This window comes from Chelativorans salis, assembly GCF_025336525.1.
Lineage (GTDB): Bacteria > Pseudomonadota > Alphaproteobacteria > Rhizobiales > Rhizobiaceae > Chelativorans > Chelativorans salis.
The window spans coordinates 57686-82671 of the sequence record NZ_JAOCZP010000005.1; the positions used below are offsets into that span (position 1 = coordinate 57686).

Below are 24986 nucleotides of genomic sequence, written 5' to 3' on the forward strand. Positions count from 1 at the left end.
TCGTTTTTTACCTGGCGAAGAGATCGCAGTTATGGTCCGCGAGGTACTGGTCCTCGGGGACAATGCTGGTCTCGCCACCTGCGGAAAAGACGATACGCTGCCTGCCATCCGGCGTATAGGCCGGCCACTCGGCCTTGACGGTTGCGGCCATGCCCTGAGGATCCGTGAGACTGATCCAATGAGCGCGCATCAGTTCGGCCAGCTTCTGCTGCTCGGCCGTAAGCCCATTCGGGACCGTGTCCTCGCCCCACAGATAAGGCAGTTCGGCGCTATGGGGGACACCGAGATCAAACGACGGCGGCACGCTGGCATAAGAGCGGATCGGCGCGGTTTCGTCGGCGAACTCATAGGCAAAGGTCGGCGTCCATTCGCCCAGGGCATCGACGGCCTTGTGGGTGCCGCAGATATAGCGCTGGTCGGTATCGAAATCGCCCTGCGCCATGCCGGGGGCGGTCGCCGCGGACTCCTTATAGGCCGCCAGGACGGCATCGGCCTTGTCGCCCATCCGTTCGCGCACCGTCGATTCGTACTTCTCAAGCGTGACCGGCTGCTTCTGCAGGTCGTTACCCTCGTAGATGAAGACGCGCGTTTCGTTGCGCGTGTTGCCGATGATGACCGGGACGCGGTTGAACTCACCCGACCGGAACGCTTCCAGCGGCGGCTTCGGCAGCGCGTAACCGCCGTAGGTCGTTGGGAAACCAAGCTCTGAATCCGCCTGCGCGGTCAAAACCTCGGCCGGCGATTTCTCGCGCAGGCAGGCTAGTGTATCCTCGGCATCCGCACAGCCGATCGACCCGACAAATTTGTTGCCCGCCTCAACCTGGTCGGCGTTCGAGGTGCTTGGGCATTCGCGCCCGCTTTGCATCACCGCCCCATGGAACAGGCCCGCGGCCTCGGGCGAGGCAAGAAGGAAACACACCCCGCGCGCGCCGGCCGACTGTCCGGCGATGGTGACGCGATTCGGATCGCCCCCGAAGGCCGAGATGTTCTCCTTGACCCAGCGAAGCACCTGGACCTTGTCCAGATCGCCGTAATTGCCGCTGCTCTGGCCGTCCTTCGATTCGGCATTCAGCAAATCGAGCGCGAGGTACCCCATCGCCCCCAGGCGATAGTTCGCCGTCACGACCACGGATCCCGCCAGCGCCAGTTCCCGCGGATGCCAGTCGGTCTTGGCGCCGTTGACGGAGCCGCCTCCGTGATAGCCGACGAAGACTGGCAGGTTGTTTTCCCGATCAGGCGGCACGTAGACAGTGAGCGACAGGCAGTCCTCGGTCCAACTCGCCGGGCGGTCCGGACGCCAGAAGGTGGCGAACTGCACGCACTCGTTGCCCGGATCCGTCGCCTCGAACGGCTCGGTGAACGGAGCCTTCGGCTGCGGCGGTGCCCAGCGGAGATCGCCGACCGGCGCCTCCGCGTAGGGGATGCCCTGGTAGATATCGAGCCCACCAGTGCTTGTTCCACGAAATTCGCCCGCGGGCGCAGTTACCGTCTGAGCACCTGCCGTATTGGCGGCCAACAGGCCTGCTGCAAGGGCGAAGCCAAGTTGCCGGCTGAACCGGCTTATGGTCGGTAGAAAACTCATCTGTCCTCTCCTTCAGGCTGGGGATGAGGGTGCTGAACCCCTCATTCTCGGGCAGAGCACCGTTCCCCTCACCTGGAAAGTTCGCCCTCGCGCATTTCGAAGCGGTCAAATACTGCTTTGCGGTTTAGGGCGTCACGGCTCGGATACGGCGTCGACTCGACGGCAAAGGCATAGCCGTCGGCGAACCGCATGAAGGCCGCCCCATCCGTCGGTTGCGGCCAAGCCGGCAGACCCTCTCCGTTCGGGTCGCCTGTCTTGATGAAGTTCGCCAGGTAGGACGAGATCGTGTCGGCCATGCGATAGTCCGCATCCGTCCAGTGCCGCTGACCGGGCCACTCCCGCAGTGAGTTGAAGAAGTACCACAGGTCCGCCGAGTGGTACGCACCGTAGAACTCGGAGTCCCGGCCAGGCGGCACGTGGTTGAAATAATACGCGAAGACATTGCTGTCGTTGTGCGCCTTTGCGTACTGCGCCGAGATGAGTGCCTTTTGGAACTCGAAGTCGGTGTCAGCCCTAAGCGACATCCGGTATGCGTCCCGCGGGTCCGACGGCTCGTATACATCCGTGTAGTCGTCGTTGCCGTAGATCTTGGTCATGGCGGCATCGAATTCCTCATCCGCGAAGGTGCGGTCCGGGCCGCCTCGTTGCGAGGTGCGTTCGTCGGAAGTTCCGCCGATCATGATATCGATGCCGTTGAGCGCGCCCGGACGCAGCAGGTCGATCGACTCCTGCGTCAGCGAGTAGCCGTCGATGATGTATTCGCCGATGGCTCGGTCGAGTGCTTTGTAGAGAATATCATCTCCCACCATCTTTTGGGTGAACTCGGTCGTCGGTAGCGCTCGGAGATCAGCAAGGTTCATCGGCTTCCCAAATATCTCCTCCAGCGCCGCGGCGTTGTCGGTCTCCGCCTGTTCCAGCGTCTTGAAGTCCAAAGGCAGGATGCCACCAAAGCCGCTTTGGATGACGGCACGGTGGAATAGTCCCTTCGCCAAGGGGCTCTTGAGCAAGGTGACGCTGTTTCGCCCGCCCGCCGACTGACCTCCTATCGTCACCCGACTCGGGTCGCCGCCAAAGCTTTGGATGTTGTCATGCACCCATTGAAGTGTCGCGACGAGGTCGAGCAGGGCATAGTTGCCGGACGCGCCGTTCGGGCTTTCCTTGCTCAGTTCGTCGAGCGCAAGGAAACCAAGAGGTCCAACACGGTATTGCGTCTGAACGACGATGACCCCCTTTTCGGCCAGTTTCGATGCCCAGAATTCTATTTCCGAGGCATAGCCGTGATCGTTGCCGCCGCCGTGAATCCAGACATAGACGGGCAGGTTGTCGTCGGTGCTTGCAGCGGGGGTATAGAGATTGAGCTTCAGACTGTCTTCGCTGGCCGGGGGCAGGAACTCACGATCGTAATAGAACTCATCGCCCCAGAACTTTCCAACCGGATTGAGGTTGATATCCTGCACCACCTGATCGGGCCATCTGTCTGCAACCATGATCCCTTCCCAGGGCTCGACGGGTTGCGGCGGCATCCACCGGTTTGCCCCGGATGTTTGGGCGGCGAAGGGAATGCCCTTGAAGAGTTGGACGCCCGGCACATCCGTTTCGACGCCCTTCACTTTGCCGCCAGCGATCTCGACCACATCAACCGGGTCGGCAAGAGCGGCTGGTACGGCAGTGCTCAGTAGAAGACTGCCGGCCAACACACACCACGCCAATCTCCTGCAAGGGGATGCCTTGCTAGGTACCATGTGCATTTTCTCCTCCTCCTCCTCCTTTGGGATCCGTCCCATCGGGACGGACAGGCTAGGCCGCTTCTCCACCGGCCAAGACAATGTCCGGTCAGCAAGTTTCGGCTGTTCCTCCTTCAGTGCGCCGGCGGAATGCCGCCGGCACACTCGTTGCTTGGTTGGAAGACAGGATCAGATCACGCCCGCGGCTTCCAGCAGCGGAGTATCGTGATGGAAGCGGACTTCACTCGCATTGTCGAAGATCATCGTCGCCCCGTCCTCGACCGTGTAGGCCGGCCACTCGGGCAGGCCCTCATGGTTCGGGTTACCCGTACGGGCAAAGGCGATCCAGGCGTTGCTTACCCGCTCGGATATTGCGATCGCGTCCGGTCCGCCCCCGGTGGCCGTATTGACGAGTTCGGCATTTGCGAAGACATGCGGGATTTCCGCGCAATGCCAGGCCATGCCTATCCCCTCCAGCACCGGAGATTCCCAGCTAAACATATAGGTGTAGACCGGTGCGCCGCCTTGTTCCGCCTTCATCTTGGCATTGCGCAGCGTGCCCGGGCGCGATCGCAGATCGACGAAGTAGGCATCGGCCAGCGTCTTGTCGGGATATGCGGCCAGGAAGGCCTCTGCCACCGCATCGGCCTTGTCGCCGAACCGCTCCGTCAGCTTCTCCCGGGCGTATTCCTCGGCCCATTGGTTCTTGTTGTCAGCGAGAAGGTCGGCAGGCTTGTTGCGGATGACCGTTTCGCTTTCGTTCAGCACGTTGCCGATCAGAAGTGGGATGTCGCGCCCCTGGTCGACCCAGCCGTCGCCGCCATTCTCGTCTTTCTGGACTTGCACGCCGTCGATGACGGCCCGCCAACCGGTGACGCCTGGAAAGGCATTCTCCTGCGAGAGCGTCTCGAAGGCCTGGGTTCCGGCCGCCAGCAAGTCCTCGTAGGAAACCTCGCGAATCCTGTCAGCCGTCTCCGCGGTTAAGCCCAAATTCCCAAGCGTGAGTTCGGCCACACGGCTCGCGGCTTCCTTCGGCATGCCCACCACATTGGTGGCGCCGCTCTGGACTATAGCTTTATGGAACAGGCCGTCCGCTGCCGGCATGCGCATCAGGGCACGCACCTTGCCGCCGCCGCCGGACTGCCCGAAGATCGTGACATTGTCCGGATCGCCGCCGAACGCCTCGATATTGTCGCGCACCCATTCAAGGGCAGCCACGATGTCCATCAGGCCGAGATTGGGCGTATCCGCATAGTTCGGCCCGTATGCCGATAGATCGAGGAAGCCCAGAATGTTCAGCCGGTGGTTCAGCGTTACGACGACGACATCTCCCTTTTTTGCAAGATTTTCGCCGTCATAGGCCACCTGCTCGATCGCGGATCCATTGGTGAAGCCACCGCCATGCAGCCAGACCATCACAGGCCGATTGCCTCCGTCGTTCACCCCGGGTGTCCAGATGTTGAGAAACTGGCAGTTCTCGCTCATGGGAAGATAGCGATGCGGATTGAAAAGTTCGTCGTTGGCGACCTCGCTCATCGGCGGGATGGGACAGTTGTTGCCATAGGTCACCGCCGGGCGGACACCCTCCCAGGACTTCACCTTTTGCGGCGTCATGAACCGCTCGGCAGTGGCGTACTGCACGCCAAGATACTGCAAGACGTCGTTGCGCTCGGCACCCAGCAGCTTGCCCGCATCCGTGGCGACCAGCGCACGGTCCGCGGCTGTGACATATTCCGATGCCTGAGTTCCGACCGTCGGCATGAATGTCGCGCCGATCATCGCCATCATGGGTATTGCAGCCAGGCCTGCTGACCGCCCAAGGCCAGCCAGTGTGAGCTGTCTCGAGTCGAACATTCGTTCCTCCTCCTCCAACTGTCACTTCGAAATGGCCGGGCCTGAGGAAAGTCGAAAACCCGGCTTCCGCTGACACGAGAGTACCTGCGGATTACAGGAGGATAGTTGGCCGTAAACTTTGAGGGGTTATCGAGTTTTCAGTAAGCGCTATCAAAAAGCCGCCTTGCTTTCCGCTGGAACCCAGAGCAACGCAACATCGACACCGTCATGTCTGCTTCCGAGACGTTCCAGTAAGATAGCTGCCCGTATAGCGCCATAGCCACGCGTCGCGCGGTGCCAAACGCTCACGCGGGGGCGCCGGTGCCCAGCCCGGGCCCGTATGACCTCCGGGCGGGTCGTGGTCAAAACGCTCTTGGAAAAAGACTGACCCCGGGAATCCTCGACAAGAGCGTGAACATAGACCTGGAGCGGGATGGGGCACCTGTCCAAGACGATCTACATGCTTCACACCGGCCAGCGTGCGGCAGTTCTGGGCCTCGTGCCGGGCGGGCGGAGACGATCCTGCTCGTCGGAAGCGAGAGCGGGAGCACCTGGGGGCTTCGCGGCGGCATTGCATAGAACGCTCACCGAGGCAGGGCAAGCGTTCATACGGCCCCGATGTCGCCATTCGATTTGCACCGCAACACAAACTCCGGTTTCGTCAAAACACCTTATCTCGGTGTCCGCGAAACCGGCAGCAGGTCAAAAGATGCGTAATTCATCAAAGCTTCTCAGGTTGCGGGTGTACCTCCGATCGTTTGCGCGGCCCTAGCCAAACATAGAGCAGGCAAGCGGTCGCGATCAAAGCAGCCGCACTGACAGGCCGGGTGATGAAGACGGAGAAATCCATGTCGCTGACCGTCAGGGCGTTGCGCAGGTTCTTCTCAAGAATCGGCCCCAGCACGACTCCCAGCACGGCGGGCGCGGTGGGAAACTCCAGACGCACCATCAGGTAGCCAATCAAACCGAAGATCAGCACCAGCCGCACGTCAAAGGCATTGTTGCTGATCGAAAAGACGCCAATCGCCGCCATCATGCAGATTGTTGGAACAAGAATACCCGGAGGAATCTGCAGAACCTTCGCCGCCACCTTCCGAGCACTCAGCCCGACCGCGACCATGAGTATATTCGATAGACAAAGGAGCAGCAGGATAGAGACAAAAAGAGAGCCATTCTGCTGAATAAGAAAAGGCCCGACGTGAACCCCCTGGATCATGAGAGCGCCAATCAGGATCGCTGTCACCGGATCGCCTGGAATGCCGAGCGTCAGCAGGGGGACCATGGCCCCACCGGTGACTGAGTTGTTCGAGACCTCGCAAGCGATCACCCCTTTGACCTCACCCTGCCCGAATTTGTCACCAGGATTTGCGGCGCGCAGCGCATCGCTATAGCTGATCCATGAGGCGATGGCCGGTCCGGTCCCGGGCAGTACGCCGATCAGGCTGCCGATTACGGCAGATTTGAAGGTCACCCAGCGGTACCGCCACAGATCACGGAGCACCGCCAGCTGAGATGCTGCTTTCTGCGTCGGAAGCACAATTTGATCCTGAGTGTCCTTTTTGGAAAGCAGCAACATCTGAGAGATTGCAAACAGGCCGATCAGCGCGGTGGTCTGCGGGATGCCGCCCATCAGGTTCGGCTCGCCAAACATGAAGCGCCCGACGCCGCTCACCGGATCGATCCCGACCGTACTGACGAGAATGCCGAAAAGCGCCGCAGCAAATCCCTTGGCCAAGGAACCCCGCGATATCCCCGCAACACAGACAATTCCTATGAGCGCGAAGGAGAAATATTCAACCGAGGTAAACGTCAGGGCGAACCGCGCCAATAGCGGTGCGATCGTCATCAGTAGGAGGAGCGAGAACAGACCACCAATGAGCGATCCCCATATGGCCGTCGAGAGCGCCCTGTCTCCCTCGCCGGCACGGGCCATGGCGAAGCCATCCAACGCGGTGGCCGCTGAACTTGGCGCACCAGGCGTATTGATGAGGATCGCGGGGATTGAGCCCGCGAAATAACCCGCGCAGTAGATGCCCAGCAAGAGCGCCATCGACGAAGTCGGCCCCATCGCATAGGTCACTGGCAGGAACAGTGCGATGGCGGCCGGTGCGGTCAGCCCGGGCGCTGCCCCGAATATCATCCCGATGACCACACCGACGATCACGAAGAAGACAACCCAAGGATTGGCGACCTGTACCGCGCCCTGCAGGATATCGGAAAACGCAATCAGATCCATGTCGGAAGTACCACCCTAAAACCCCAGCTGAAGGACAGATACAGGATAGCTGAGAGCGCGACCGGATAGAGGATCAGCATCAGCGGGGCACGTATGCCGAAGGCGAGCATGGTGGCGAGGGTGAAAGCCCAGACACCGAAGCGGACATCGATCGCGTGAAAGAACCAGAGGTAGAAGACCAAGGCGATCATCACTATCGCGATTCGGCGGTCCAATATGGCGGGCATCCCCCCTTCCGAGCGCAACCCGCGCAGCAAGAGGAACGCGCCGCTGATCACGAGGCCCGCGGCGCAGATCCGCGGCACGAAACTCGGTGTCAGGGTCTCTCCTCCCGCACCGGTGCCCATGTCGAGCGACATGGACACCACCAGCACCGCAAGCGCAAGAAGGGCAGCTCCCGAAACGGTATCCTTATGCAGTATGTTCATGACGGCCTCTTTGAGACGCGAGCAGCGTGCGGGAACGGGGTCAGTTTTTTAACAGCCCAATCTCCGCGAGGACGGGACGCACATTCTGCATGTCTTCCTTCACCAGCCCGTCCATCTCCGTTGGGCCGAGATAGGCGGCATTGAAAAAGAACCCTTCAAGTCGCTGCGAGAACTCGGGGGTTTCGACCATAGCCTTGATCTTGCTGGAGAGCTCATCGACGATCTCCTGCGGAACACCCGCGGGGGCCACTAGGCCGAACCACTGCGAATTCACATAATCGAAGCCTTGCTCACGATAGGTCGGCACGTCCGGCATAAAGGACCAGCGCTCCTCGGCGGCAAGGCCAAGGACGCGGATGTCACTTTGACCATCCTCGCCAAAGAGCGCAGGAAAGTTCGACCCGCCACCGGTCAGGAAATCGACCTCACCGGAGAGCAGCTTGACCAAACCGTCCTGATTGGAGTCGGAGTTGACGAATGTTGCCTGCACCCCTTGCTGCGCGAGGAAGACCGCCATCGCAAGATGCGGCCCGGAGGCAACGCCCGAGCCCGAATAGGCGAGGCGCTCGGTCTTGAGGGCCTGGACGAGATCATTCAGCGTCTCATAGGGGCTGTCTACACGCACCGCGACCCCAGAAGGAATCTGGACGAGCCGCGCGATCATTGTGAAGCTGTCGGCGTCATACCCGGTTTCAGACATCAGAGGTCGTGCGCCAAGAGTCGAGTCCGAGCCGATCGCAACCGTATAGCCGTCAGGCCGTGCCTTGGTAAGATTTGACAGGCCGATCGCGCCGCCGGCGCCGGGTTGGTTTATGATGACAACCGGTTGACCAAGCGCTTCTTCAAGCGGCGCGGCCATCAATCGCGCAACCTGATCAGTTGCACCGCCCTGGCCAAACGGCACGATCATCTGGATGGGCTTTACAGGATATTCCTGTGCGGCGGCAGGACCGCCAATCATGGCCCCCATGGCAACGGCAATTCTCGCAAGCCGGACAATTTGCTTTTTGAACATGTTTTCCTCCCTTTTCGTTTTCATGACACTGAACTTTGCGCGAACTTGGCCTCCAAGGATTTGGACGAGCGTTCAAAGGGCACGGCTTTGTTTTGTTCGGATCCGCCAGCCTGGAACACCGGCTGCGGATACCCCACCCCTATAGCCCTGATGGCCCGATGACCGGAGAATGGGGTCAGGGCAAACTGTGCCGTTTCGGTCGAAGCCATCATCTCCTCACCTGTATTGCAGTCCCGACCCAGTTCGGCCGAAAGCCTTTTCGCTCTATGAAACGCTCGCTTCAGTCACCTCCGCAATCGCCGCAGCGATGTTGTCCGGCCGCTCCACCAAGGTCAGATGCCGAGCATGCGGCAGAATGATCAATCTCGCGCCGGGAATTTCCCGCGCCAGATACTCCGAAGCTGCAACCGGGGTGGCGTAGTCATCTTCGCCGACGACGACCTGAACTGGTACCCTGATCCTGGGAAGGACCGATCGAAGATCGGCCGCTCCGAGCATGGCACAAGACGCGGCATAGCACTCCAGTTGATTGGCAATGAAGATGTCGACCACCTCAGCCACGCGTTCGGGATGGTCGGCTCGATAAGCGTCGCTGAACCAGCGTGTTGTCTGAAAGCCGCTCATCGAAGCCAGCCCTTCCGTCCGTGCCTTTGTGGCGCGCTCGGCCCATGAAGCTTGGGCGTCCGGCCCATACCAGCTGGTCGTATCAACGAGGACCAGGCCTTGCAGTCGCTGCGGATAGGCCCCGGCAAAGGCCTGCGCCACGCAGCCCCCCATGGAGCACCCGGCTACTATGGCATTGGCCCAGCCGGCATGATCCATGAGATCGGTCAGATCGTCGGCGAATTGCTCGACACTGTAAGGGCCCGGGCTCCGCTCGGATCGGCCATGTCCGCGGCAGTCCGGTGCGATGACATCCATCCGTGCCGCCGCCAGCCACGCCGCCACCGGCTCCCAAAGGCAACCGTCCAGCGCCAACGGATGAACGAGCAGAATCCGCCCACCGGAATTGCCAGCGCCCCAGCGGCGATAGGTAATCTTCGCACCGTCACGCAGGTTTGCCGTTGTGATTTCTGCATTCACTGTTCATCTCCCGGCTTTGCGAAGCGGGCTCGTGCGCCTACTTGTCTCACACACTTGCCACATCTGCCATTGTTGCTTCGGAAGCGTCGACCAGCGGCACGTTCCAGGCATCGTAGCCATAGAGCCAGGTCGGATCGTCATTGCCGCCGGACATCCAGGTATTCGCACTCGAAATGGCCTGGATTCGCGATGTGCGGGGCTTGCGATTTGCCTCATAATTGCGGAAGGCGCGCTCTATATCGTCACCTTCAACCGCGGAAATGCAGCGGGCGAGGATTGCCGCGTCCTCTATCGAGGTTGCCGCCCCCTGGGCCATATAGGGGGTCATCGGATGACAGGCATCACCCAGCAGCACCACACGACCGTCGCTCCAATGCGGCAAGGGTTCACGCTCCAGAATGGCCCATTTGTGGCAATCCGAGCAGGCATTCAGCACCATCTGCACTTCTGGATGGAACCCTGCATAAGCGGCGCGCAGCTCTTCAACATCACCTTTGGCCGACCAGGATTCCTTGGTCATCCATTTTGCGTCTTCCGGTACGCTCGTGACAAAATAGAGATGGCTGCGGTTCGGTGTGGTGTAGTAGATAACGATATGCCGGTCTGGGCCCCACCATTTCGTGCGCGAGGGTGCGATCTCGCCGTCCATCAGGCTGGCCTCCAAAACAGCGCGATAGGCGATGCGCCCCTTGTGCAAGGGCGCGTCGGGACCGACGATGATGTCGCGCACGAGCGAATGGACTCCATCCGCCCCGATCACGGCATCGGCACGAACTTTCGTGCCATCGGCGAAGCCGAGCTCAACGCCATCACCTACCGGGTCCAGCCCAACGAGCTTCTTGCCCAGATGCACCATCTCTGGTGGCAGGACGGAATAGAGCGCCTCATGCAGGTCAGCGCGATGTGTGCAGAGGAAGGGCGCCCCGTAAAGGCTTTCGGGCATCGGCAGCTCGCGCTTGATCTCGCCCGTATCCCAAACCCTGTTCAAATGGGAATAAGGCTCGAAAGATACTTTGCGGAGCCGCTCCTCGACCCCGATCCCGCGCAAAACACGCGATGAGTTAGGCAGCATCTGGATGCCGGCTCCGACGCGCAGGAACTGTTCGGCCTGTTCGTAGACGTTCACCTCAACGCCAACCTGACGAAGCGTGGCGGCGACCGCCAGCCCTCCCATGCCGGCACCAACTACTGCGATAGATAGCTTCTTCTTGCTCATCGGATCCCCAGAGTTTGACGATTTATCTCTGGAAGGTAGTTGGGCTGAAAGCATATGTAAAATATCTATTATGTACTATGTTAGAACTTTATAAGTTTCAATTGTGGTTTGGACGAGCCAAAACCTTTCCTAAGACGACCGGCCCTCATTCGGTGGACATTTTCCTGTCCGCTGCATCCTTGGTCATGTCGGAGGTGACCTCGACAAATTTCTTTACCAGGGCGAGCCGCTCATTCGTGCGAAAGGCGATATAGAGCGGCAGGGGTGGAATGACGTCGCCTATCAAGGGACGATAGTGGACCGAAGCGCGATGCAGGATTCCCATCGAGGCGGGAACAATTGTCAATCCGCGCCCGGCAGAGACGAGGTTGATCGCCGCGATCATCCGACTGACCTGATCCGAAATGGAAATGCGGATCCCTGCCTGATCGAGACATTTCAGGATGCCGTCAAAGATCCCGGGGCCATCAGGCCGCCGGTAGACGACAATCTTCTCGTCTGCCAACGCCCGGATATCGAGCGGACCTTCGCCCGATTGCGCCAGCGGATGACCGATGGGCATCGCGACGATCATTCCTTCCTGCCCGAGGGACCGGCTCGTCAGATTCTTGAAGTCATCAGTTGCAACATGCGAAAAGGCGACATCGATCCTGCTGTTCTGCAAGGCGAGAACCAACTCATAAGTCTCGCTCTCCTCAACCGCGATCTGCACCAGGGGGAAGAGTTGCCGGAATGCGCCCAACAGCCTCGGAGTCAGTGCATGCAACGAAGCGGAACTGGTGAAGCCCACTGACAACGTTCCGCTCTCGCCCATGTTGAAGCGGCGAATGTGATCCACCGCCTCCTGTGTCCGGGAGAGGATCGCTCGTGCCTCTTCAAGGAAGACCCGACCGGCAGCATTGAGGGCAATACGCTTGGGTGCCCGGTCAAAGAGCTGAACGCCAAGTTCGGCCTCCAAGGCCTTCAATTGTTGACCAAGCGGCGGCTGCTGAATTCCAAGACGCTCCGCTGCGCGCGTAATGCTGCCTTCTTCGGCGACTGCAACAAAATATCTCAGATGGCGCAGTTCCATGGTTGCCTCCCTGCAACGCCACGCTCAACTTAGCAATTCTGTCCACGTCAGGCGCCAGTCGCGAAAAGACAGCCCTCCTTCAGCTTTTGAGCCTGGCCCCTCGCGCGGCGGCCGTGTCGCGCAGCGAGGTGCGGATGTCTCCCTCGGGCAGGCGAGTGGCTGGCAGCGCACCCATTCTGTCCTGAACCTCGGCAATCTCTCGCGCCAGCCCTCCGCGCAGGCCGAGTGCGTCCAAAGTAGCGGCGCTTTCGCGCATTTCCGCTGCCCGGCGCTTGCCGTGGTTCAAGGTCCGTTCGCATACGTAGGCGATATGCTCCGTCCAGTCGAACTGTGGATAGCTGCGTTCCAATGAACCGATGACCCTGTCGTAGACACCGGACGTGGCGGCCGCGAGCGCACATTCGACGGTGATGGCCTCCAGTCCTTTGACGAAGAGCGAACGCACCATCTTCACGGCCGTGGCCTGCCCGGCCCGGTCGCCGACGATATCAAAGGCAAAGCCATGACCGGACAGTTCCGGCTCCATCGTGGCGGCACATGTGCCGGCGATCAGCGTGGGCGTGGCATGGCCCTTGGGATGAACCGGCGCCATGACGGCCATGTCGAGATAGGACGCGCTCTGCGCCTCGATCCGTTCCGCTGTCTCTGCTTTGCGATCTGGCGAAACCGAATTGATGTCGATGAAGACTTGCCCCTGCACGAGATAAGGCGCGACCGAAACGGCAGCCGCAAGACTCTGGTCAGCAGTCACCGCGCTGATGATCCAGTCGGCATCGCGGACAGCGTCCCCCGCCGAGCTTGCGTGGCGAACGTCGCGCACGGACATCGCCTCCCGCATCTCGGCGGCGTCGACGATGTCATAGGCGGAAAAGTCCACGGCGTGACCCGCATTCCGCAGCGTATAGCAAAACGCGCGGGCAGCCTCGCCAAAACCGATAAATGCGATCCTCATCTTGTCCTCCTCGCTTCCTGGGCGCAGGGCGTGGCGCGGTTATCATGCCTGATCGGCCCCCTCACCCTCCATCAATTGCCCGTGGCTCCTGAGTTGCCGCAACCTTGTGCGCTGCGCGCTTTCAATGTGGGCGCGCATCATCGCCTCGGCGGAAGCCTCGTCCCGGCCGCGCAGCGCATCGACTACAGCTTGGTGCTCTTCGACCGCAGCACTGACGCGAGCCGGGTCCTCCATGGTAGTGGGACCAAGGATCAGCAGCGTCGTTTCGATCGCGCGGACCGACCGAACCAGATAGCGGTTGCGGGCTGCAGCAATCAGGGTGTTGTGGAACTGGCGATTAAGCGTGACCAATTCCTGCGGTGTCTGCCCTTCGCGGATCATCTCGGCATTGATCTCGGCCAGTTCCTCGATTTCCACCACGGAGGCGCTACGGGCGGCCAGACGTGCAGCCGTGCCTTCGAGCACCCAGCGCATTTCGTAAAGCTCCATGACCTCGGGGTAGCTGAGCTGCCGCACCACGGTGCCGATACGCGGCAGGAAGGAGACTAGCCCATCGGCCTCCAGCCGGCGGATAGCCTCACGCACGGGGGTGCGGCTGATGCCGAGCCTCGTTGCAATTTCGATCTCACGAAGTCGCACGCCCGGAAGAAGCCGTCCGCTGCGAATATCATCGAGAAGCTGCGCGTAGGCGCCCTGCCCCTGCAGCTTCTCGCCGTCTCCCTTTTTCCGGTCGGCTGGGCTCATCGTTACCGCTTGCATCCTGTCTGAATTCAGAAGTATACATAAGGATACAATGCGTCAAGATTCAGATATTTCCCAGAGCATTTCGCGAGCGAGCCACGTTCACCGGTTGTTGACACTGGCGATCGCGGCGGCCGGCGCGGCGCTCTTCTGGGCGTTCGAACTCCCCCTGCCCTTTCTTTTCGGCGCCATGACGGCCTGCCTCATTGCGGCGTTGGTGCGCCTGCCGCTTGCGAGCCTGCCGGTTGCATCGAAACTGGCGCGGACGGTGCTGGGCGTGGCTGTCGGAGCGTCTTTAACGCCCGAGCTCATGGCCCGGCTGCCGCAGATGTTGGGCTCCATCGCATTTGTCCCGCTCTATGTCGCGGTGATGGGAGCGGTTGGCATCCCCTACTTTCACCGCCTGCTGAAATACGACCTCGCCACCTCCTACTATTCCGCGATGCCTGGCGGATTGCAGGACATGCTCGTTTTCGGACAGGAAGCCGGCGCGAACCTGCGGGCACTCTCGCTCATTCACGCGACCCGGATCCTGTTGATCGTGACGATCGCGCCTGTCGTCATCTCTGTGGGGTTCAACGTTCCGCTGACCCGGCCGACGGGGGCTCCGGTGGCGGACATTCCCATCGTCGAATTGGCGCTCATGGCGGGCGCGGCAATTATCGGCTGGAAGGGTGGCGAGCGGATCGGGCTTTTCGGAGCGACGATCATCGGGCCGCTGATCCTCGCCGGCCTACTGTCGCTGACCGGGCTGATTCACGCGCGGCCACCGGCCTTGGCGATTCAGGCGGCGCAGTTCTTCATCGGCGTCGGGGTCGGCGTCGGCTATGTCGGGATTACACTATACGAAATTCGCCGCGATGTGCTTGCGGGCGCCCTCTATGTCGTGATCCTGGCCGTTCTGGCGCTCATCGTAACCGGGATTGTGGTGCATCTGGGCTTTGCCGATCCGCTGGACGGCTTTCTCGCCTTCGCCCCGGGCGGCCAGGCCGAAATGACGGTATTGGCCATCGTTGTCGGGGCGGATCTTGGCTTTGTCGTGGTCCATCATCTGCTGCGCGTGATTCTGATTATCGCCGGCGCGCCCTTGGTGGGCGCGATGATCGGACTGTCAAAAAGAACGGCCACGGAACCGGGAGGCGGCAAATGAAAGTCCATATCCTCGACGACTATCACGACACATTGCGCCATCTGCCCAGTTTCGGGATGCTCGCCGATCACGATGTAACGGTCTGGACGGACCGCGCCCCAAACGAGGAGGCGCTGGCCGGCTGCATCGAGAACGCGGAGGCCTTGGTGCTGTTTCGCGACCGGACAGCAATCACCGAAAGCCTTGTCGAAAAGCTCCCGGACCTGCGGCTCGTGTCAATGCGGGGCACTTATCCGCATGTGGATGTGCCAGCACTGACCAAACGCGGGATCGCCTTTTGCACCAACCTGCATTCGGACAGCTTCTCCTTTGGCGCGGCTGAACTGACCTTTGCCCTGATGCTCGCGGCAATGCGGAATCTGCCAGAGCAGATCGCCTCCGTTCGCGCCGGCCACTGGCAGGCGGGTGTCGGGCGCAGCCTGCGTGGACGGACCCTGGGGCTATATGGGTACGGGCGGATCGCGCGCGCCGTGGCAGGCTTTGCCCGCAGCTTCGGAATGGAGATCGTATGGTGGGCGTCCGAGGACGGTCGTGCACGCGCAAGCGCGGATGGCGAGACCGTGGCGAATAGCCGGGAGGCTTTCTTCGCCGAGCCAGACGTCGTGTCGGTCCACCTGCGGCTGACCCCGGAAACACGCGAGATCGTGACCCGTTCCGACCTCGCCCGGATGCGGCCCGACGCGCTTTTCGTCAACACCGCACGGGCGGGATTGGTGGAGGACGGTGCTCTCATTGCCGCTCTCGATGCAGGGCGGCCCGGCCGCGCCGCTGTCGACGTATTCCGCGGAGAACCGGTAACGGACCCCAAAGACCCGCAGATCGCCCATGCCAAGATCATCCCCACCCCGCATATCGGGTTCGTCACGCAGGACGAACTCGATATGCAGTTCAGCGACATCTACCAGCAGGTGAACGCCTTTTGCGAAGGTGCGCCGATCAACCTGATCAACCCCGAGGTGCTCGGCTAGTCCGGCAATTTCAGCCGGGTGAACACCCGCCGGGCGTTGCCATCGAAGATCTTCGCGCGGTCTGCATCGGTCAGGTGCGGGCTCGCCTCGATATAGCGTTTCGTGTCATCGAACTGGTGGCCCGTTTCCGGGTCGACCGCCCGCACGGCCCCATATGTCTCGGAAGCGAAGAGTACATTGTCCACCGGCACGACCTCAGTCATCAGGTTGATGCCCGGCTGGTGATAGACGCAGGTATCGAAGAACATGTTCTGCCCCATCATCAGCGCCGGCTCCTTGCGGCCGCGGTCCATCGCGAGACCGCGGTAGCGCCCCCAGTGGAAAGGCACGGCCCCGCCACCATGCGGGATGATGAACTTCAGCCGCGGGAAGCGATCGAACAGATCGCTGTCGAGGATCTGCATGAAAACTGAAGTGTCGGCGTTGATGTAGTGCGCGCCGCTATATTGGAAATTCGGATTGCAAGACCCGCTGACGTGGATCATGGCGGGCACATCAAGATCCTCCAGCACTTCGTAAAGGGGGAACCACCACGGGTCGGTCATCGGCGGATCGGTCCAATAGCCGCCAGCGGGGTCAGGGTTCAGATTGCACCCGACAAACCCCATCTCCTCAACGCAGCGACGCAGTTCCGGCACGACGCGTTCCGGCTTGCGGCCGGGCGACTGGGGCAGTTGGCAGACCGGCGCGAAATGATCCGGAAAGAGGTCGCAGATCCGTCGGATCAGGTCGTTGCAGATCCGGCTCCAATGCCGCGACATGGCCTCATCGCCAATGTGCTGCCCCATGGCCGCCGCGCGTGGGGAAAAGAGCGTGAGGTCGATGCCCCTTTCCCGCTGGGTGCGGATTTGCGCCCCGAGGAGGCTCTCGCGTATCTCGTCATCGGAGATCACCGGCCCATCGGGTTCCGCAATGCGCGAGCGGTCCCCTTTCGCATCGATCTGGGTGTTGCGCCAGGCGACAAGCTGGCCGGGCGCGGTGGTGTAGTGTCCATGACAATCGATGATCATTGCTCTCCTCCCCGGGGCTGGTTGATCAAGCTTGGAGCAGGTCGGCGATCGCGCCGGCGTCGTCCATGTCGAGCACGGCCCAGCTCCGCGCGATCAGCTTGTCCTGACCGATCTCGTCAAGGACGCCTTCGCAGCAGGAGCGCAGCTTGGCCTCGACTTCCTCGTCTGTTAGCGGGTTCTCCGGTCCGCCACGGTAACGTTCGTCGGCCCAGCCTGCGACCTCGCCGCCCGATTTCACGCGGATCGTGATGCGCGAGCGCATCTTGTCGAAACCCTTAGCCTCGATCTCCGGATCGAACTCGGTGGAGATGCGGCGCTGCATGTCCTGCATCGCCGCGCTGCCGACGAATGCGTCGGAAAACTCGCGTTTTCCCGCTTTCCGCTCCAGGGCGATCATCGCGAGAGCGGCGGGAAGCGAGAATTTGGCTTGCAGGTGGTTTTTCGCGATGGGGTAGCGGATCGGCTTCAGGATATTGGTCCCGGCATGGACGATCACGGCCTCGATGTCCTCAGGGGCGAGGTCGGCCTCCCTCACCAGCCGCAGCATCAGGTCGATAGTCGGATGGGTCAGCACGCCGCAGGGATAGGGTTTGATCGATACGCCCGGGTTCATGATGGTCCAGGTCTTGCCGAAGCCTTGCGAGAGTTTCTCATGGCTGGCGCCGCCGCCCTGCACAGCCATGAAACCCCAAGGACCATCGAGCGCCTCCGGATCCGCGGTATAGCCTCGGGCCGCAAGCAGCGCGGCAGTCACACCATTTTCGGCCGCGCGACCGACGTGAAGCGGTTTCGTCATCGTGCCGAAGTTGCAGCGGATGCCGGCGGCGAAACTCGCCGCGATCCCCAGGCCTGCGTGCAGCTTTTCGCCAGTCAGCCCCAACAATTTAGCCGCCGCCGCGTAGGCGCCAAAATGCCCCACGGTGCCGCTGGAATGCATTCCCTGCATGTAGTGTCTGGGCAGCATCCATTCGGAGATCTTGCACTCGACCTCAAACCCAGTGAGGAAGGCCAGCATGAAGTCGCGGCCCGAAACGGGCTTCATCTTCTGCGCCATGACCAGCGCTGCAGTAAGCGGCGGGATCGTGGGATGCGTCAAAAGCCCGTAGATGTGGGCGGGATCGTGGCTCACCTGGCTGTCATCCCAGTCGTGAGCGTGGCCCGCGGTCCCGAGAACCCGTGCGGCCATGGGTGCGGGAACCTTTTGCGCGCCGCCAAGAAGTCGGGCATCCTCGCGCCCGCCGAACTCCCGCGCCTCGTCGGCAAGTATCCGGACCGATCGCTCTACCGACCCGGCGACGTAGAGTCCGAAGGCATCGATCATGCAGCGCTTGCCGATGCGGATCGCTTCCTCGGGAATGCCATGGAAAGTTACCGTTTCAATGAAGCGGGCAGCCTCTTCCGTGACCTGCGTATTCCCCGGCATTTCGGCATAAGCGTTGTTCTGGGCAGACACCGGTTCAGTCTCCTCTCATGTCAGTCTTGAAAAACTTGCGACCGAGCCGTTGCCAGACGGCCCCGGCCACCGCGTTGACAGTCACTCCGCGCAACGTCTGAAAAGCGGCAACGAGCGCAATATCCCGATGTAGCACCTTTGCGGTCAGAACCATTTCGGCCATGCCGCCGATGGAAAAAGCGAGGATCAGCGAAGGCAGATCTTGCGGCATGAGCATTCCGGCCAGCGCCGCAAAGGCCGCCATCGCGGCCATGATGAGCGCCAGTATCGCCAGGCCGGCCGCCATCGCTCGCGGGATCGAAGCCAGCCGCTGGCGCTCGAAGCGCGCGCCAAGCGCCAGTCCCACGATGATCTGTGCCAAGCCGATCATGACCAGCCCTGCACGATGCGGCAGCTTCGGAACAGCGACCGGACGACCGGTCATTGCATAGGCCCCCGGTGACGAGCGCGGCCCCCATCAGCCAACCCAGAGGCAAACCCGATGCGGACCAGATCGCTCCACCGATTGCAGCTGGCACCAGGATGACGGCGAAACCGTACGTCCCCGGTTGGGCGCGCAAGGTGGCAATCATCAGCGCCGCTCCATGCGGCAACAAGGCATTGGCGCGAAGAGGCGACAGGCAGGAGCTGGTACTAGAGGCAGCATCATGTAGGGAGATTCCATTAGGACTTCATAATGATGAGCCCACATATATCTGTCAACAGTTAACTGTTGACAGTTCCTCAAGTACCCACTGCTCCATACAGGTAAATCGCCTTCCACGGCAGCCCGCCTTGCAGCAATCAGCCTGCGTCGGCAATCCGCTTGAAACCGTTCTCCACGTGGATGCGCATGGCCGTTTCGGCTGCATCGGCGTCGCGCATGCGCAGCGCGTCGACGATCACACGGTGCTCTTCATTCGAAATACGGATGTTGTGGGCCTGCACCAGTCCACGGCGCCGCATCAGCAAAAGCTGTTTCACGATGCGCTGGTAGGTTGCCTGAAGCGCTGGATTACCGGCCGCGCCGATCAGCTTTTCGTGAAAATCAAGGTTCAGCCGGAAGTAGGTTTCGGCATCGTCCTTTGACACTGCCATATCCATCTCGTGCACGAGAGCGATCAGGGTGTTGATATCCTCGTCGGTCCCACGGACGGCGATCAGCCGACCGGCCAACCCAGCGAGGGCCGAGCGGAGTTCATATAGGTGCTGCGCCTCTTCCAGGCTGAGCGCCCGGACGAACATGCCCCTATTGGTGACGCTGACAAGAAGTCCCATCTGTTCCAGGCTGTGAACGGCTTCACGGACGGGGCCTCGGCTGATACCGAGGAGCTCTGCAAGATGACTTTCGTTAACCCGATCACCGGATTTAAGCGATCCATCGGCAATGAGACGCTCAATCGCCTCCAAAGCAATCCGGCTCAGGGTCTGGATCGGACGTATCGTCTCGCCGGATAGTCCGGCATAGGGATCATTGGACTGCCTCATCACACCGGTTTTAACTGGACTTCCGAGAAGATCAATCCAGCGTTTTCGGCACCTCTTCCTTGCCATTTGCGAGCGCTCGCAAATCATCAAGAACCCGATCTGGCACCGCGATGCCCTCGGTTCGCGCTCGACGCATCCGCGCCAGTGCCCGGTCGCCGGGAAGACGCACGGGACTGTCCGGATCGACGGGCATTACAGAGGTAAGCATATCCCTCGCCCGGTCCATCCGCTCGGCAAGCTCCGCCGCATTCAGCAAGCGCGATACGTCGATCAGGAGAAAGGCGTGCCCAAGATTTTGTGAGGCCCCCGGCTCACGAGACAGATCGGCTACTTCCGTGAGGAAAGCCGCCCCGGATAGAACGCCAGCCAGCATGTCGACAGCGAGCGCAAGACCATAGCCTTTGTGCCTCCCGATCCCCATGAGCATCCCGCGCATCGCCGCCGAGGCGTCCCGCGTCGGCCGGCCTTCGGCATCCGTCGCCCAGTCATCCGGGATCGGCTCTCCGGCCTCTGCTGCGCGGCGGATATGGGAGCGTGCGGCGACCGAGATCGCCATATCGACGATGACGTGCCGGCCCTCCGGCCCCGGAAAGCCGAAGCCGATAGGATTGTTCCCCACGGCAGGAGTCCGCCCGCCGGTGGGCGCGATCAGCGGTGTCGTATTTGACATGACAATCGCAGCAAAGCCCGCCTCGCAGGCCTGCCAGCAATATGGCGCTACAGCGCCGAAATGATTGGACCCCCTGCAAAGCGTCACGCCTACCCCACTCTCCCACGCCGACTCCATCGCAGTGGAGAGTGCTCGCGCCCCAACTGCCGGCCCCAGGCCGTTGCCGCCGTCCAGTTGGACAAACGCCGGAGCGATCCGCGTGCTTTCGATCCGGGCCCCGGCATCGATCCCGCCGGATGCGAGCCGCTTCCCGTAAGTGACGACGCGGGCAATACCATGTGTGGAGATTCCCATCATCTCCGCCAGCACGAGTACTGCGGCGGCCTGCCCCGCCTCCGCATCGGGTACGCCGAGGCCGGAGAAGGCGCGGGCGGCCAAACCCTCCAGCGCGCCTTGAGCGATCCGTGCCTCAGACCCCGGCATCCTCAGCCTCACTGACAGTACCCTGCTTCAAGGCGCCTGCTCTGCGTCCAATGCGTTGCATAAGTGGCAGGACGAGAAGCAGGACCGCCGTGGTCACGATGATTCCGATCGACCCATTGCGTTCCAGGAAGATCCAGAAGGATCCGCGCGATATGGTCAGCGTCTGGCGCAGGGCCTCCTCCGCGAGCGGCCCCAGAACCAGCCCTAGAACCAGCGCGGCGGGAGAGAAGCCATAAAGCCGCATGAAGAAGCCGACGATCCCGGCGGTGAACATCAGGTAGACCTCGATCATCGAGCTGGAGACACTGAATGTCCCGAGCGTGCAGATGACCAACACGATGGGCGCGAGGATCCGGTATGGCACGCGGATGATCTGCACGAAGAGCGGGATTGCGAAGATATTGAGCGCCAGGAGTGCCATGTTGCCGAGATACATCGAGGCGATCAGCCCCCAGGCGAATTCCGGATTCTGCGTCATGAAGAGCGGACCCGGACGCATCCCCCAGAGAAGAAAGGCCGCCAGAAGGACCGCGGTCGAGGCCGAGCCGGGAATTCCCAACGTCAGCAGCGGGATCATCGCGCCCGAGGAAGCGGCGTTATTCGCGGCTTCAGGCGCCACCAGGCCCGCCATCTCGCCCTTGCCGAAGTTTTTCGGACGCTTTGAGAAGGAGCGCTCGAAGGAATAGGCCATGAGCGAGGCGATGGTCGCCCCTGCGCCAGGGATCACACCCACCACGAAGCCCAGGATGGACCCGCGCACCAGCGTGAACTTCGTGTCTACCCAGTCGGCCAAATCGGGCCAGAAGCCCTTCTTCCGGTCATATTGCGCAATGGAGCCCGACCCGATGCGATGAAGGCCCCGGTAGAAGGCAAAGTAGAGTTCGCCCAGGCCGAAGAGGCCGATGGCGATCGGAATGAAGTGAATGCCGCCGATCAGCTCCGCGGAACCGAATGTGTAGCGGCTCTGACCTGTTTCGAGATCTACGCCGACGGTGCCGAGCGCGAAACCGATGAGGGCGGAGAGCACGCCGAGCTTCCAATTCTCCCCGATCATCACGATCAGGGTCAGCATCCCCAGAAGCGCCAACAGGAAATACTCCGGCGGGCCGAAGTTGCGGGCGACGTGGGAAAAGGCCGGCGCCAAAAGCGTGATCAGGATGACACCCACTGTCCCCCCGGTGAACGAGGCCACCGCCTGCATCACCAGCGCGGGACCCGCTCGCCCCTTCTGGGCCAGCGGATAGCCGTCGAAAGTACTGGCAACAGTCGCGGATTCGCCCGGTGTGTTCAGCAGGATCGAGGTAATCGTCCCGCCATACATCGCCCCGTAGTAGATCGCGGCGAGCATCATCACGGCGCCGATCGGATCCATCCCGAAGGTGACGGGCAAGAGAATCGCCAGACCCGCCGCGGGGCCGAAGCCAGGAATGATACCGACGATCATGCCCACCATCGCACCAATCAGCAGATACACCAGATTGATGGGGCTGATCGCAACGGACAAACCCATCCAGAGGTCAGCGAAAAGGTCCATGAAGGGAAGGCTCCAGTATATCGGGTTACGCACCGGCGCGGAGCGTTTCAGAAGGGAAGCGGCAGTACGCCCTCGGGTATCGCGGCGTTCAGCAGCCTGTCGAAGAGCACATAGATCGCGGCGGGCACCAGCAACGCGACCAGTCCATTCTGTAGAAGGCGGTTCCGGTTCAGCACCGACAAGGTGACAAAAAGGAAGATCACCGTTGCCGGAATGCCGCCGATCAAGCCCAGCGACAGCACATAAGCCACGCCAAAACCCATTATTAGCGCCACCTGGCCGGCGTAACCGCCGACGTCGGAGCGTCCCTCGGCCGCACTTGGCCGCAATTCGGCGCTCATGCTCCAGAGAGTGAAGACCACCATCAAGACCCCGATGCCCCGGGGGAAGAACCCCGGCCCCAGCCGTCCGGTCATCGTCAGAAAGTCCAGGTTTGTGAAAGCCACATAGGAATACATGAGCCCCGCAGCGAGGATCACGACGAAGAAGATGATACGCATCTCAGGCTCCACGGGGGCCGCCGGACGGGATTCGGCCGGCGCCCCCCTGTCAGGTCTGCTTCACTTGATCGCGCCCTGCGCGCGCAACACCTTTTCGAACCCATCCTGGGCATTCTTCAGGAAGGTCCCGAAGTCATCGCCGTATTTGATATTCTCGGTCAGGAGGTTGGTTTCGATGTACTTTTCCCATTCCGGAGTCTCCACGATCTTCTCGACCGTAGCGCGCCAGAAGTCGACCGCCTCCTGCGGCGCATCGGGAGCCAGGATCAGGCCGCGCGGCATGGACACGCCAACGCCCCAGCCCTTCTCATCCATCGTCGGGACATCACCGAGCGCCGGCGGGGTGGTCTCGCCGCTGTAGATCAACGCCTTCATATCGCCGGACTCCACGAGGCCGACGATTTCGCCCGGATTGCCGACCATGGCGTCGACAGCTCCCGACAGCAGCGCGGTCTGCATGTCGGCCATCGAGTTGAACGAGACGTATTCGAACTCGAAACCCGCCTTCTCCGCGAAAAGCGTAGGCACGATGAAGTCCACGTTCACGGTGCCAGTGCCGGCGAGCGTCGGCGGCGTCTCCTTTGCGGATTCGATAAACTCCTCGATGGTGTCCCATTCGGAATTGCCGCTCACCATGATGGCGAGGTCATCGGTCGCCAGCAATGCCAGCGGCACGAAATCGGAAGCCTTCCACGGGGTGTCGGCCTGCAGCGGCGTGGTTATGAGGCTGCCCGAGGTTGTGGAGATGTCGTACCCACTGCCGGCCTTGGAATATACATAGCCCCAGCCGACCGCTCCACTGCCGCCGGCCCGGTTCTCTGCCCTAATATCCTGCCCGTACAAGTCGTACTTCTGGATGATGTCGATCAGGGTGCGGGCCATGATGTCGTTTCCGCCGCCCGGCCCGAATGCGATCGTCCAATCGAGATCCTTGCTAGGATAATCCTGCGCCAGCGCATGGCTGCCGGCGATGAGACCGAGAACGCAACCAGCGGCCAATCCGGTCCCGCGTAGGCCCGTTCCAACGAATTCGCTGATAAATTTCATGCTTTCCTCCCATTTGTGTGCGGTCCTCCCCGCCTTCTCCAGTTCCACCCGGCCAAAACCGGACGCACAGTGCTTCGACAACAGGCCTAGAGCGTATCGAGCCAGCGCCGTTTCCCGTTGATGTGGTGCTGCTCAGCCGCCTGGCGGGCAGCCGGCGCATCGCCGGCCTCGATCGCTCCGACGATCTGCTTGTGCTCCTCGTTCGAGAAGCGCATTGATTCCGTTCCTCGCAGCACCCGCCGCCGCAGCAGCCGCACTTCCTTGCCCAGCGACGTATAAAGAGCCAGGGTGCGTTTACCCCCCGACAGCTCCGCGATGCGGTCGTGAAAGGCGAGATTGAGTTCGAAGTAGCGGGCCTCTTCCTCCGTCGCGATACAGCGATCCATCTCTTCCACCCTCTCACGCATTTCGCGCTTCGCTGCTGCGCTAGCCCGTTCGGCAAGTTGGGCACAGGCGTGGCCAGCAATGACCGCACGCAGATCATAGAGTTCGAGCGCCTCCTCAATCGACAGCTGCCGCACGAACGCGCCCTGATTGGCGACCGAAGCGACGAGCCCGTCACGCTCCAATAGCCGCGCAGCCTCGCGGATCGGGCCGCGACTGACGCCAAGCACCTTTGACAACGCCTGCTCGTTGAGGCGCATGCCTGCCCCCAACTCACCCTTGAGGATCATCTGTTCCAGCCTGTCACGCACGATGGTGGTCAGCGACCTCTCGCGGCGTGCAGAAACCATGGCCTGTGTGTCGTTCGAAATTTCCATGCCGATAAAAGAACGCTCCTTTTTCAGATTGTCAACAGTTTTCACGCTGTTGACAATTTTTATGGCCCGCTCCATCTTCCCGGCTTAGGAGGACCTTTCACGTTCCGGATTCTCCGTAGTC

22 protein-coding genes are annotated in these 24986 nt (G+C 61.4%); 2 read left to right on the plus strand and 20 right to left on the minus strand.

The annotated features are described in order from the left end of the window. Positions 1 to 7: 7 nt before the first annotated feature. The 11 genes from N5A92_RS16715 to N5A92_RS16765 all read right to left on the minus strand — a co-directional run bounded on the left by N5A92_RS16715 (position 8) and on the right by N5A92_RS16765 (position 13885). Positions 8 to 1582: a carboxylesterase/lipase family protein gene (locus N5A92_RS16715; RefSeq protein WP_260904801.1), complete on the minus strand. Its 1575-nt coding sequence runs from the start codon at positions 1580 to 1582 to the stop codon at positions 8 to 10. A gap of 68 nt (positions 1583 to 1650) precedes the next feature. Beyond that, on the minus strand, positions 1651 to 3276 hold the full coding sequence (locus tag N5A92_RS16720) for a carboxylesterase/lipase family protein (protein ID WP_260904803.1): 1626 nt from the start codon (positions 3274 to 3276) through the stop codon (positions 1651 to 1653). Positions 3277 to 3495: 219 nt separating this feature from the next. Continuing rightward, positions 3496 to 5160: a carboxylesterase/lipase family protein gene (locus N5A92_RS16725; RefSeq protein ID WP_260904804.1), complete on the minus strand. Its 1665-nt coding sequence runs from the start codon at positions 5158 to 5160 to the stop codon at positions 3496 to 3498. Positions 5161 to 5860: 700 nt separating this feature from the next. Then, a complete protein-coding gene (locus N5A92_RS16730; RefSeq protein ID WP_260904806.1) occupies positions 5861 to 7375 on the minus strand; it encodes a tripartite tricarboxylate transporter permease in 1515 nt (504 codons plus the stop codon). Beyond that, complete coding sequence (locus N5A92_RS16735) at positions 7366 to 7803, minus strand: tripartite tricarboxylate transporter TctB family protein (protein ID WP_260904808.1); 438 nt, start codon at positions 7801 to 7803, stop codon at positions 7366 to 7368. Before N5A92_RS16735 ends, N5A92_RS16730 begins: the two co-directional genes overlap by 10 nt. Positions 7804 to 7843: 40 nt before the next feature. Further along, positions 7844 to 8818, minus strand: coding sequence for a Bug family tripartite tricarboxylate transporter substrate binding protein (locus N5A92_RS16740; protein ID WP_260904809.1), 975 nt, complete (start codon positions 8816 to 8818; stop codon positions 7844 to 7846). Positions 8819 to 9082: 264 nt separating this feature from the next. Next, positions 9083 to 9901 (minus strand): alpha/beta fold hydrolase, encoded by an 819-nt coding sequence (locus tag N5A92_RS16745; RefSeq protein ID WP_260904811.1) that lies wholly within the window; start codon positions 9899 to 9901, stop codon positions 9083 to 9085. A gap of 46 nt (positions 9902 to 9947) precedes the next feature. Beyond that, positions 9948 to 11117, minus strand: coding sequence for an FAD-dependent monooxygenase (locus tag N5A92_RS16750; RefSeq protein WP_260904813.1), 1170 nt, complete (start codon positions 11115 to 11117; stop codon positions 9948 to 9950). A gap of 145 nt (positions 11118 to 11262) precedes the next feature. Further along, positions 11263 to 12189 carry a LysR substrate-binding domain-containing protein gene (locus N5A92_RS16755; RefSeq protein ID WP_260904815.1) on the minus strand — a complete coding sequence of 309 codons (927 nt, stop codon included), beginning with the start codon at positions 12187 to 12189 and terminating at the stop codon, positions 11263 to 11265. Between the two features lie 79 nt (positions 12190 to 12268). After that, entirely contained in the window at positions 12269 to 13141 is an 873-nt protein-coding gene (locus N5A92_RS16760) for an NAD(P)-dependent oxidoreductase (protein WP_260904816.1), read from the minus strand. Positions 13142 to 13183: 42 nt separating this feature from the next. Next, complete coding sequence (locus N5A92_RS16765; protein ID WP_260904818.1) at positions 13184 to 13885, minus strand: GntR family transcriptional regulator; 702 nt, start codon at positions 13883 to 13885, stop codon at positions 13184 to 13186. 49 nt (positions 13886 to 13934) lie between these two features. On the opposite strand from N5A92_RS16765, the gene N5A92_RS16770 reads away from it, so the two are divergent. Together N5A92_RS16770 and N5A92_RS16775 are read left to right on the plus strand one after the other, a co-directional pair. Beyond that, complete coding sequence (locus N5A92_RS16770; RefSeq protein WP_260904820.1) at positions 13935 to 15032, plus strand: AbrB family transcriptional regulator; 1098 nt, start codon at positions 13935 to 13937, stop codon at positions 15030 to 15032. Beyond that, positions 15029 to 16000, plus strand: coding sequence for a D-2-hydroxyacid dehydrogenase family protein (locus N5A92_RS16775; protein WP_260904822.1), 972 nt, complete (start codon positions 15029 to 15031; stop codon positions 15998 to 16000). The genes N5A92_RS16770 and N5A92_RS16775 overlap by 4 nt, the downstream gene beginning before the upstream one ends. Here the strand turns inward: N5A92_RS16775 and N5A92_RS16780 are convergent. The 9 genes from N5A92_RS16780 to N5A92_RS16820 all read right to left on the minus strand — a co-directional run bounded on the left by N5A92_RS16780 (position 15997) and on the right by N5A92_RS16820 (position 24940). Further along, positions 15997 to 17010, minus strand: a complete 1014-nt coding sequence (locus tag N5A92_RS16780; protein ID WP_260904824.1) for an amidohydrolase family protein — start codon at positions 17008 to 17010, stop codon at positions 15997 to 15999. The genes N5A92_RS16775 and N5A92_RS16780 overlap by 4 nt on opposite strands. A gap of 25 nt (positions 17011 to 17035) precedes the next feature. Further along, a complete protein-coding gene (locus N5A92_RS16785; protein ID WP_260904825.1) occupies positions 17036 to 18463 on the minus strand; it encodes an MmgE/PrpD family protein in 1428 nt (475 codons plus the stop codon). Between the two features lie 4 nt (positions 18464 to 18467). After that, on the minus strand, positions 18468 to 18887 hold the full coding sequence (locus tag N5A92_RS16790; protein ID WP_260904826.1) for an AbrB family transcriptional regulator: 420 nt from the start codon (positions 18885 to 18887) through the stop codon (positions 18468 to 18470). 359 nt (positions 18888 to 19246) lie between these two features. After that, a complete protein-coding gene (locus tag N5A92_RS16795; protein WP_260904827.1) occupies positions 19247 to 19930 on the minus strand; it encodes an FCD domain-containing protein in 684 nt (227 codons plus the stop codon). 31 nt (positions 19931 to 19961) lie between these two features. Then, complete coding sequence (locus N5A92_RS16800; protein ID WP_260904829.1) at positions 19962 to 21023, minus strand: Ldh family oxidoreductase; 1062 nt, start codon at positions 21021 to 21023, stop codon at positions 19962 to 19964. Further along, a complete protein-coding gene (locus tag N5A92_RS16805; protein WP_260904830.1) occupies positions 21010 to 22557 on the minus strand; it encodes a tripartite tricarboxylate transporter permease in 1548 nt (515 codons plus the stop codon). Before N5A92_RS16805 ends, N5A92_RS16800 begins: the two co-directional genes overlap by 14 nt. 47 nt (positions 22558 to 22604) lie before the next feature. Next, on the minus strand, positions 22605 to 23057 hold the full coding sequence (locus N5A92_RS16810) for a tripartite tricarboxylate transporter TctB family protein (protein WP_260904832.1): 453 nt from the start codon (positions 23055 to 23057) through the stop codon (positions 22605 to 22607). A gap of 60 nt (positions 23058 to 23117) precedes the next feature. Further along, positions 23118 to 24104: a Bug family tripartite tricarboxylate transporter substrate binding protein gene (locus N5A92_RS16815; RefSeq protein WP_260904834.1), complete on the minus strand. Its 987-nt coding sequence runs from the start codon at positions 24102 to 24104 to the stop codon at positions 23118 to 23120. A gap of 86 nt (positions 24105 to 24190) precedes the next feature. Beyond that, positions 24191 to 24940, minus strand: coding sequence for a GntR family transcriptional regulator (locus tag N5A92_RS16820; protein ID WP_260904836.1), 750 nt, complete (start codon positions 24938 to 24940; stop codon positions 24191 to 24193). Positions 24941 to 24986 lie beyond the last annotated feature (46 nt).

Excerpts from the sequence above, each read along its gene's own strand:
- N5A92_RS16805 (WP_260904830.1), bottom strand. The coding sequence starts at position 22,557 with ATGGACCTTTTCGCTGACCTCTGGATGGGTTTGTCCGTTGCGATCAGC.
- N5A92_RS16795 (WP_260904827.1), bottom strand. The coding sequence starts at position 19,930 with ATGAGGCAGTCCAATGATCCCTATGCCGGACTATCCGGCGAGACGATA.
- N5A92_RS16740 (WP_260904809.1), bottom strand. The coding sequence starts at position 8,818 with ATGTTCAAAAAGCAAATTGTCCGGCTTGCGAGAATTGCCGTTGCCATG.
- N5A92_RS16770 (WP_260904820.1), top strand. The coding sequence starts at position 13,935 with ATGCGTCAAGATTCAGATATTTCCCAGAGCATTTCGCGAGCGAGCCAC.
- N5A92_RS16715 (WP_260904801.1), bottom strand. The coding sequence starts at position 1,582 with ATGAGTTTTCTACCGACCATAAGCCGGTTCAGCCGGCAACTTGGCTTC.
- N5A92_RS16755 (WP_260904815.1), bottom strand. The coding sequence starts at position 12,189 with ATGGAACTGCGCCATCTGAGATATTTTGTTGCAGTCGCCGAAGAAGGC.
- N5A92_RS16735 (WP_260904808.1), bottom strand. The coding sequence starts at position 7,803 with ATGAACATACTGCATAAGGATACCGTTTCGGGAGCTGCCCTTCTTGCG.
- N5A92_RS16760 (WP_260904816.1), bottom strand. The coding sequence starts at position 13,141 with ATGAGGATCGCATTTATCGGTTTTGGCGAGGCTGCCCGCGCGTTTTGC.
- N5A92_RS16790 (WP_260904826.1), bottom strand. The coding sequence starts at position 18,887 with ATGACCGGTCGTCCGGTCGCTGTTCCGAAGCTGCCGCATCGTGCAGGG.
- N5A92_RS16780 (WP_260904824.1), bottom strand. The coding sequence starts at position 17,010 with ATGATCATCGATTGTCATGGACACTACACCACCGCGCCCGGCCAGCTT.
- N5A92_RS16800 (WP_260904829.1), bottom strand. The coding sequence starts at position 21,023 with ATGCCGGGGTCTGAGGCACGGATCGCTCAAGGCGCGCTGGAGGGTTTG.
- N5A92_RS16730 (WP_260904806.1), bottom strand. The coding sequence starts at position 7,375 with ATGGATCTGATTGCGTTTTCCGATATCCTGCAGGGCGCGGTACAGGTC.
- N5A92_RS16775 (WP_260904822.1), top strand. The coding sequence starts at position 15,029 with ATGAAAGTCCATATCCTCGACGACTATCACGACACATTGCGCCATCTG.
- N5A92_RS16810 (WP_260904832.1), bottom strand. The coding sequence starts at position 23,057 with ATGCGTATCATCTTCTTCGTCGTGATCCTCGCTGCGGGGCTCATGTAT.
- N5A92_RS16765 (WP_260904818.1), bottom strand. The coding sequence starts at position 13,885 with ATGAGCCCAGCCGACCGGAAAAAGGGAGACGGCGAGAAGCTGCAGGGG.
- N5A92_RS16815 (WP_260904834.1), bottom strand. The coding sequence starts at position 24,104 with ATGAAATTTATCAGCGAATTCGTTGGAACGGGCCTACGCGGGACCGGA.
- N5A92_RS16725 (WP_260904804.1), bottom strand. The coding sequence starts at position 5,160 with ATGTTCGACTCGAGACAGCTCACACTGGCTGGCCTTGGGCGGTCAGCA.
- N5A92_RS16750 (WP_260904813.1), bottom strand. The coding sequence starts at position 11,117 with ATGAGCAAGAAGAAGCTATCTATCGCAGTAGTTGGTGCCGGCATGGGA.
- N5A92_RS16820 (WP_260904836.1), bottom strand. The coding sequence starts at position 24,940 with ATGGAGCGGGCCATAAAAATTGTCAACAGCGTGAAAACTGTTGACAAT.